This is a genomic window from Streptomyces sp. 8K308, from assembly GCF_004348315.1.
In the GTDB taxonomy this organism is placed as follows: Bacteria; Actinomycetota; Actinomycetes; order Streptomycetales; family Streptomycetaceae; genus Streptomyces.
The window spans coordinates 1-7,044 of sequence record NZ_SMKC01000356.1 but is presented as its reverse complement, the minus strand read 5'-3'; the positions used below and the strand labels follow the sequence as shown (position 1 = coordinate 7,044).

Below are 7,044 nucleotides of genomic sequence, written 5' to 3'. Positions count from 1 at the left end.
CCTGACGGCGGAGGAGGGCGAGCGGCACCGGGCCGAGCTGCTGCGGCTCGGGCTGATCGTGCCCGCCGGCGCCCGGCACGCCGCGCGAGGAGCTGGACGGCGGTCGGCCGCTCGCGGGGGCGGGGACCGGGGGAGGGCCGTGCTGCCGGAGATCGCGCTGTTGCGGGTCCTCGACCGGGAGCGGGTCACGCTGCGGGAGCACCTGGACCGGTCCGACCGGTTTCACGGGGTGCTCTCCGCCCTCACCAACCGCTTCCGCGCGACGGCTGGTGACGGCCGGAAGCGTGCCGCCGCCGGCGCCCGCTGACCGCCGCCGCGGCGGGTGAGTGACCCACCGTCGCCGCGGTGGGTCACCTCAGCCGACGTGGACGTGGGGGCGGCGGGGGAGGCAGGGCTCAGCTCGGCGCAGCACCTCGCGGGTGACCGGGGCGACCTCGCCGTCGCCGAAGACCAGGAACCGCAGCAGGTGGCCGAGCGGATGGCCCTCGGTCCAGTTGAAGTAGGCGTGCGGCACCGCGCCGGTGCGGTCGCGCAGGTGCAGCAGCACGGCCGCGATGGTGTTGGGCACGACCGGGCCCGCCACGCGCAGGATCTGGTAGCCGTGGCGCTCCTCGCCCCGCACGGTGACGTCGGCCGTGAAGTCCGAGGAGTCCGGCACCGTGACCTCGAGGAACAGCACGGGCCCGCCGTTCGGGATGTGGGTCTCCTCCCGCTGGCTGTACTCCTTCTCGCGGTACTCGGCGGCGTCCCGCTCGTCCGGCTCGTTGGCGATGATCCGCAGACAGCCGTGGGCCGCGGCGTGGTCGACCATAGTGACCGCGGCGTCGTCCAGGACGATCTCGCCGGTGCGCAGTTCGAAGGCGCGGTGGATCCGGGAGCCGAACGAGGTGAGCAGGATGCCCAGGATGAACAGCGAGGCGATGCGGATGCCGTCGGGCCGTTCGATGACGTTGACGACCAGCGTGTAGACGAAGACGGCGGTGATCACGCCGAAGCCGATGGACGCCGGCCGGTGGCCCTTGCGCCGCGCCGAGATGGTGGCGGCCGCGGAGGCCGAGACCATCAAAACCAGCACGCCGGTGGCGTAGGCGCCGCCCTGCGCGTCGACGTCGGCCCGGAAGAGGATGGTGATCGTGAACGCGATCACCGTGAACAGCAGCACCAGCGGCCGCACCGCCCGGGTCCACTCCGGGGCCATGCCGTAGCGCGGCAGATAGCGCGGCACCAGGTTCAGCAGCCCGGCGAGCGCCGAGGCGCCGGCGAACCACAGGATGGCGATGGTCGAGACGTCGTAGAGGGTGCCGAACGCCTCACCGAGGTAGTCGTGGGCCAGGAACGCGAGCGCCCGACCGTTGGCCTCGCCGCCCGACTCGAACTCCTCGGCCGGTATCAGCAGCGTGGTGGCGAGGCTGGACACCAGCAGGAAGCCGCTCATGATCAGCGCGGCCGTGGTCAGCAGCTTCCTGGTGTCGCGGATCCGGCCCACCGGGCGCTCCTCGGTGTCGCCGGCGTCGCCGCGCACCTGCGGCATCACCGCGACGCCGGTCTCGAAGCCGGACATGCCGAGCGCCAGGCGCGGAAACACCAGCAGCGCCACGCCGACCATCAGCCAGGGCGAGGAGTGCTCCGCCGTGGCCGCGTCCCACCAGTCGGTGACGACCACCGGCTCGGTCAGCACATGCCAGGCGGCGGTCGCCAGCACGATCGTGTTGAGCCCCAGGTAGACCGCGACCAGGACCACGGCGACGCCGATGGCCTCCCGGAAGCCCTTGAGGAACACGGCGCCGAGCCCGGCGACCAGCAGCAGCGTGATCCACACGTTGCCGTCGTGCATGAAGGACGGCGCCAGCGGGTTCTCCACCACGTGCGCCGAGGCGTCGGCGGCCGAGAGCGTGATGGTGATCATGAAGTCGGTGGCGGCGAACCCGAGCAGCACGAGCACGAACACCTTGCCCGACCACCAGGGCAGCAGCCGCTCGAGCATGGCGATGGAGCCCTCGCCGTGTGGGCTCTCGCGGGCCACCCGCCGGTAGACCGGCAGCGCGCCGAGCAGCGTGAGCCCGATCAGCACCACGGTGGCGAGCGGCGAGAGCACGCCGGCGGCGAGCGCGGCGATGCCCGGCTGGTAGCCCAGGGTGGAGAAGTAGTCGACGCCGGTCAGGCACATCACGCGCCACCAGCGGTGGCCGCGGTGCTCGGCGGAGACCGTGGCGTGCGGTCCTGGGTGGCGCGCGGTCCGTTCGCTCAGTCCGTCGAGCAACCACGCCCTCAGCCGGCCGGAGCCGCGGGGCGGTGGAGCGTCGTCCACCTCGGGCGACTGCGCGGTGGCACTCGCCATCGTCGTACACCTCTTCGTCTCGTGCCTGCGGACCCTCGTCCCGGGGCAGGGCAACGAAGAGCGAGTATGAGCGATTCGGGTGACGGGTGGCGGGCGGTCTTCACGCGTTCATAACGCGCCCGGGGCTTTCCCTCCGGCCGTTCGTCGGGTGCCGGCGGGCCGCCCATGGCCGCTGAGCCGGGGGAAGCCGGCTGCTCGCGGCCGTTGGGGCGGGGCGGGCGCGCGCCGGGCCGCCCGCCGGCACTCGAAAAACTCATACGAGTCTTTAACGGGATATGGGGCCGATCCGGCTGGCGCCGTCCTCGTCGTGGTCCAGGTCATGACCCAGGTCATGACCCAGGTCATGGTCCGGGTCATGGTCCATGGTCGTGGTCCAACAGGAGGTCGACGACGGCGATGTCGACGACCCGCACGTCGAGGCCGAGCCGGTCGCGCGCCGCCGCGACGATCTCCTCCCTGAGCCGCCCGGCGAGCTCGGGCACCGTCCAGTTCAGGCCGGCCGCCACCTCGAGCCGGACCCGCAGCGGGCCCCGGTCGGCCGCGTCGGCGACGGGGGAGATCCGGCACCCGCCAGCCCGCACCCCGGGCAGCGCGTCGGCCACCGCGCGGAGGACCCGGGCCGCGGCGCCCTCGTCGGGGCCGCCGGGCCGCGGCTCGCGGCGCACCAGCTCCATGACGGTGGCGGTCACGCCCTCGTCGCCGGCCGCGGACCGCCGCGCGCGCCGGGGGCGCCGACACCGGTTCGTGACGATGCCGCGCATCCAGCTCGGGAACGGGGTCTGCCCCCGGAACTCGGGCAGCCGGCGCCACGCCTCGACGAAGGCCTCCTGGACGACCTCCTCGGCCCCCGCGCGGTCGCCGCCGAGCAGCCGGGACGCCAGCGGCAGCAGGGCCGGCAGGTGCCGCCGCACCAGCGTCTCGAACGCCTCCGCGTCCCCCTCGCCGGCCCGGACGGCCAGCAGCGCGTCGGGAGTCGTCAGCCCCTCGGCCTCCCGCACCTCGGCTCCCTCCGCCACGCCCACCGGTTCCAGGCCGAGAAGCCTACGGCGAACCCGCCGAGGCCCGCCACGCGCCGCGTGGCGGGCCTCGGCGGGTGCCCGACCGTCAACGGGAGGCGGAGGTGATGGCGTCCCTGGTGCGGTCCACCAGGGAGGCGAAGGGACCCACGGTGAACTGCATCAGCGGCTTGCCGGCGGCCGACGGGTGCGGCCTGGTCGGAGCGACCTTCTCGGCCGCGCGCAGCATCCGGCCCATCCGCTGCAACTGCTCCTCGCTGCGTCCTGTCCTGAGGGTGGGGAACTCCTCGTTCTCCTCCTTCTCCGCGTGCGCCACCACCGCGCGCTCGAAGTCCGCGAACTCCCGGTCGAACTCGGCGCTCGTGACGTCCATCCGCTCCAGCGCCACCAGCACCTCGTTGGCCTCGTGCTCCTCCTCGTTGCGCGCCTCGACCTCGGCCTTGCCGGCGGTGTCCTTGGCGACCGGGCGGATGACCATCTCCTCCGCGGTCTCGTGCACCGCCAGTAGCGCCCGCAACTCGTCGAACGCCTGCTGCTTGACCTCGCCCCGCGCGCCCTTGACCTCGGCGAACAGATCACGGATGCGGCCATGCTGTTCCAGCAGGATCCGCACCACGTCACCCTCCGGGAGCTCGGCCGCCTTCCGCCGGTCGGCGTCACCCTCATGCGCCATGGAGCCCACTTCCCTTCCCGCGCTTCTCGCCAATTTTCGGGTGTATAGCCAGTAACCCCACCGATAACAGTCAAACCCGCCACCGCCGGGAACGCGAGTCGACGCACGCGCGCCTCCCGCGGCTCGCCGGCGCTCCTCACCGAGAAGGGCGACGTCTGACAGCGCCAGCCGCGCGGCAACCTCCCTCAGGCACTCGTGCGCGCCCACCTGCTGGAGAGCGCCGCCGCCCGCTGCCACCGACACCCCCGCACCGCACCGGCCGGCAGCCCGCCGGTGCCGCGACACCCACAGCTTCGCGCTGTGCCCCACGCCTCGTCGTCGAACACGCCACGCGGCCCGTAGTCCGCGCCGCCCGGGCCGTCCACCGCCTCCAGCGCCCCGCACGCGGCCACCTCCGCCTGGTGCGCCGGCGGCACCAGGCACGGATGTCCGCGCATCCGCGACAGCACCCAGCTGAACTGCGTCGGGTTCACCGCCGGCAGCTGCGCCATCGTCAGCCGCACCGACCTGCGCGATCGTGCCGCCGCCCGGCTGTCGCTCCATCTGCCGCAACGCCACCGGGGTGCCGTACGTCGACCCCAGGTACGTCACCTCGGTCCCCGCCGCAGCTCTTCCGCGCTCACCTTGGCCGCCTCCGCGAGGACGGCGGTGAACGCCGCGCTCCCCCACACGCCGATCCGGCGCGCCAGCGCGTTGGGGCAGTCGAGGGCGCGCACCAGGCGGCCGCCCGCCGGGAGGTGGTGGACGGCTTCGCCGGAGTGGCGCCGGTCCGTGACAGCAAGACCCCCGAGGCTCCGGCCCTGGTCTTCCCCGCCGGCGCTTGGGCCGCGTTCGTACGGAGCGCGAAGGGCTGACGTCCGTAGGAGGCCGCGTCCACGCCGGGGCGGGCGGAGGGTCTCGGGCGAACGCCGGAGACGTCGCGCGACGGCCCGTTGCTCGGTTGCCGTTGGGTATCTGCTGAGGCCCTGCCCCAGTTGCTCCGGGTGCTTCAAGGAAGGTCCGCCCCACTGGGAGTCGCGGCCGAGCTTCTGGCGGTTGGCCCCTGGCTTTCGGCACTTGGCGTGCGGCACGTAGAGGCCGATGGGCGCCAGTCGGAGAGAGGGACACGAGGAGCGTGAGCTGTGAAGTGTGCCCCGCCTTCTATCATGGGCTTGCCAGTATGAGGCCGCGACGAGGGGTGGCTCGATGAACCCACGCCATTACGACCTGTTGGAGCAGGCTCGCCGCGCTGTTCCGAAGAACGTGAAGGTCGAGCTCAGCGGCGACGTGATCGTCATGCAGGCTTCCCCGTCCGCCCTGCATCAGCGCAACCTGGCGATCATTCAACGGCAGTTCGACGCCCACTGTCCCGAGGGCTACTTCGGATCGGGAAACAGCGATATCGCCGCCGGGCGCGTGGGTAAGGTGCGGAACCCCGATCTCACCTATTTGCCCGATGCGGCCGTGGATCTTCCACAGCATGACATTCCGGCAGAACTTGCGCTGGTCGCCGTGGAGTTGGTTTCACCAAGTAATCCAGAGAACGACTGGGTGGGGAAGCTGCGAGACTATCCCGTCATGGGTGTTCCGCTGTATCTCATCGTGGATGCCCGGGCGAAGACCGTGACCCTGTTCTCCGAAGCCGAGAACGATCGTTATCGCTGCCGAGAAGATGCGAACTTTGGCGAGACCATTCATATTCCGGCGCCGTTCGACTTCGTTCTGCAGACGTCGTCACTGCTGCCCACGACGGACTGACGCCCGGTACCGTCGCTGATCACTCCACCGTGCCGATGACGCGCCCGATCGCGGTGGCGGCGTCGGCGGCGCGGTGGGTGGGGCCGTAGGAGTCGAACGGCCACAGGGCATCGGTCGCGACACCCAGACGCTGCGCAGGCCCAGGGCGTGGGCGCCGGCGATGTCGGCGTGGGGTGAGTCGCCGATGAGCCAGGAGTCGTCGGTGAGGGGGAGGTCGGTGAGAGCGGCCGCGGTCTGGAAGATCTCGGGTGCCGGCTTCTTGTGGCCGATGGCCTCGGAGATCAGCCCAGCCGTTGACCAGCCGGTCGAGACCGGTGTTGCGGATTTTTCGCCTCCTGCTGGGCCGTGCGGCCGTTGGTGACGATGACGCAGGCCGGTCGGCGGCTCGGGCTCGGCGGAGGGCGAGGGCGGTGGGCCTTGGGAGAGTGGCGCGGTCGGCGCCGCCGGTGTCGAGGAGGGGCTGGATGGCGGCGGCCGTCACATGGTCCCGGAACCGGTCGGTCATCGCCGTGGCCAGGTCATGGCGCGGGGCGTAGCCGCTGGCGTCGGTGGTCATCACCCAGTCGAGTTCGTCAGGCGGCAGGCCGTGCCGGGTCAGGAACTCGGCGACGGCGGAGCGGAAGGCCGCGTCCCGGTCGATCAGGGTGTTGTCGAGATCCGGTATGAGCAGGGGCGTGGGAACCGCCTACCCCGCCGGAGAGGTGGGCTGGCGGATCTGGCTACCCGGGCCCAGGTCGGTGGCCTGGATCGCGGCCGTCAGCGCGGAGTTGGCGGTTCGGGCGCGCACCGTGGGTTCCCCCGGCCGGTGCCGGGGGTGAGGCGGCGTAGGGCGGTCTGGCCGCGTTTGGGGGCGTGGATTGCCCTAAACGGCGTAAAGCGGGCGCGGTGTGACGCATGGTCTCCGCCGCTGCGCGGCACTCGTTGGGGTGTCGGTAGGCGAAGAAGCGCGAACGGGAGGCTGGGTCATGGCTGGTGGTGGCGGTGTGATTCGGGTGACCGCGTGGGGTGAGTTCACGAGGAGTCTGCCGTGCGTGGCGCGCAGTGCCGCCGAGGCTCGGGGGTTGGTCAGGGCCGCGCTCGGTGTCTGGGGGTTGATGGAGTTGGTCGATGACGGGGTGCTTGTGGTCTCGGAGTTGGTGGGGAACGCGGCGGAGCACACCGGTTCGCGGCGGATCAGTGTGACGGTGAGCCGGCCCGAGGTGGACACCGTGCGGATCTCGGTCGTGGACCGGTCGCGGACGATGCCGGTGCCGCGGCTGGCCAGGGTCGGTCTCTTATAC

9 protein-coding genes and 1 pseudogene are annotated in these 7,044 nt (G+C 72.0%); 4 read left to right on the top strand and 6 right to left on the bottom strand.

Annotation, left to right across the window (positions count from 1 at the left end; genetic code table 11):
• A pseudogene (locus E1265_RS37455) lies at window positions 1-307 on the top strand (hypothetical protein); the annotation flags it as partial.
• A gap of 48 nt (window positions 308-355) precedes the next feature.
• Here E1265_RS37455 and E1265_RS30985 read toward each other — a convergent pair.
• From E1265_RS30985 to E1265_RS40480, 5 genes are all read right to left on the bottom strand, one after another.
• Window positions 356-2,338, bottom strand: coding sequence for an amino acid transporter (locus E1265_RS30985; RefSeq protein ID WP_132934295.1), 1,983 nt, complete (start codon window positions 2,336-2,338; stop codon window positions 356-358).
• Window positions 2,339-2,691: 353 nt separating this feature from the next.
• Complete coding sequence (locus E1265_RS39905; protein WP_243741236.1) at window positions 2,692-3,354, bottom strand: sigma factor; 663 nt, start codon at window positions 3,352-3,354, stop codon at window positions 2,692-2,694.
• An 88-nt stretch (window positions 3,355-3,442) separates the two neighbouring features.
• Window positions 3,443-4,027 carry a hemerythrin domain-containing protein gene (locus tag E1265_RS30975; protein WP_132934294.1) on the bottom strand — a complete coding sequence of 195 codons (585 nt, stop codon included), beginning with the start codon at window positions 4,025-4,027 and terminating at the stop codon, window positions 3,443-3,445.
• A 185-nt stretch (window positions 4,028-4,212) separates the two neighbouring features.
• On the bottom strand, window positions 4,213-4,518 hold the full coding sequence (locus tag E1265_RS30970) for a hypothetical protein (protein WP_165953940.1): 306 nt from the start codon (window positions 4,516-4,518) through the stop codon (window positions 4,213-4,215).
• 96 nt (window positions 4,519-4,614) lie between these two features.
• The gene (locus tag E1265_RS40480) at window positions 4,615-4,743 is read right to left on the bottom strand and encodes a hypothetical protein (protein WP_279571481.1); all 129 of its coding nucleotides are present in this window, start codon (window positions 4,741-4,743) and stop codon (window positions 4,615-4,617) included.
• A 21-nt stretch (window positions 4,744-4,764) separates the two neighbouring features.
• On the opposite strand from E1265_RS40480, the gene E1265_RS39900 reads away from it, so the two are divergent.
• Together E1265_RS39900 and E1265_RS30960 are read left to right on the top strand one after the other, a co-directional pair.
• Window positions 4,765-4,881 carry a DUF397 domain-containing protein gene (locus tag E1265_RS39900; RefSeq protein ID WP_165953939.1) on the top strand — a complete coding sequence of 39 codons (117 nt, stop codon included), beginning with the start codon at window positions 4,765-4,767 and terminating at the stop codon, window positions 4,879-4,881.
• 331 nt (window positions 4,882-5,212) lie between these two features.
• Window positions 5,213-5,764: a Uma2 family endonuclease gene (locus tag E1265_RS30960; protein ID WP_132934291.1), complete on the top strand. Its 552-nt coding sequence runs from the start codon at window positions 5,213-5,215 to the stop codon at window positions 5,762-5,764.
• Here E1265_RS30960 and E1265_RS39895 read toward each other — a convergent pair.
• A complete protein-coding gene (locus E1265_RS39895) occupies window positions 5,741-6,007 on the bottom strand; it encodes an HAD hydrolase-like protein (RefSeq protein WP_243741237.1) in 267 nt (88 codons plus the stop codon). The genes E1265_RS30960 and E1265_RS39895 overlap by 24 nt on opposite strands.
• 788 nt (window positions 6,008-6,795) lie before the next feature.
• Here E1265_RS39895 and E1265_RS30950 point away from each other — a divergent pair.
• On the top strand, window positions 6,796-7,044 hold a 249-nt coding region (locus E1265_RS30950), incomplete at its 3' end, for an ATP-binding protein (RefSeq protein ID WP_132934290.1).

Bases quoted from the DNA above. Each gene is read 5' to 3' on its own strand.
- E1265_RS30970 (WP_165953940.1), bottom strand. From the start codon at position 4,518: ATGGCGCAGCTGCCGGCGGTGAACCCGACGCAGTTCAGCTGGGTGCTG.
- E1265_RS30960 (WP_132934291.1), top strand. From the start codon at position 5,213: ATGAACCCACGCCATTACGACCTGTTGGAGCAGGCTCGCCGCGCTGTT.
- E1265_RS30975 (WP_132934294.1), bottom strand. From the start codon at position 4,027: ATGGCGCATGAGGGTGACGCCGACCGGCGGAAGGCGGCCGAGCTCCCG.
- E1265_RS30985 (WP_132934295.1), bottom strand. From the start codon at position 2,338: ATGGCGAGTGCCACCGCGCAGTCGCCCGAGGTGGACGACGCTCCACCG.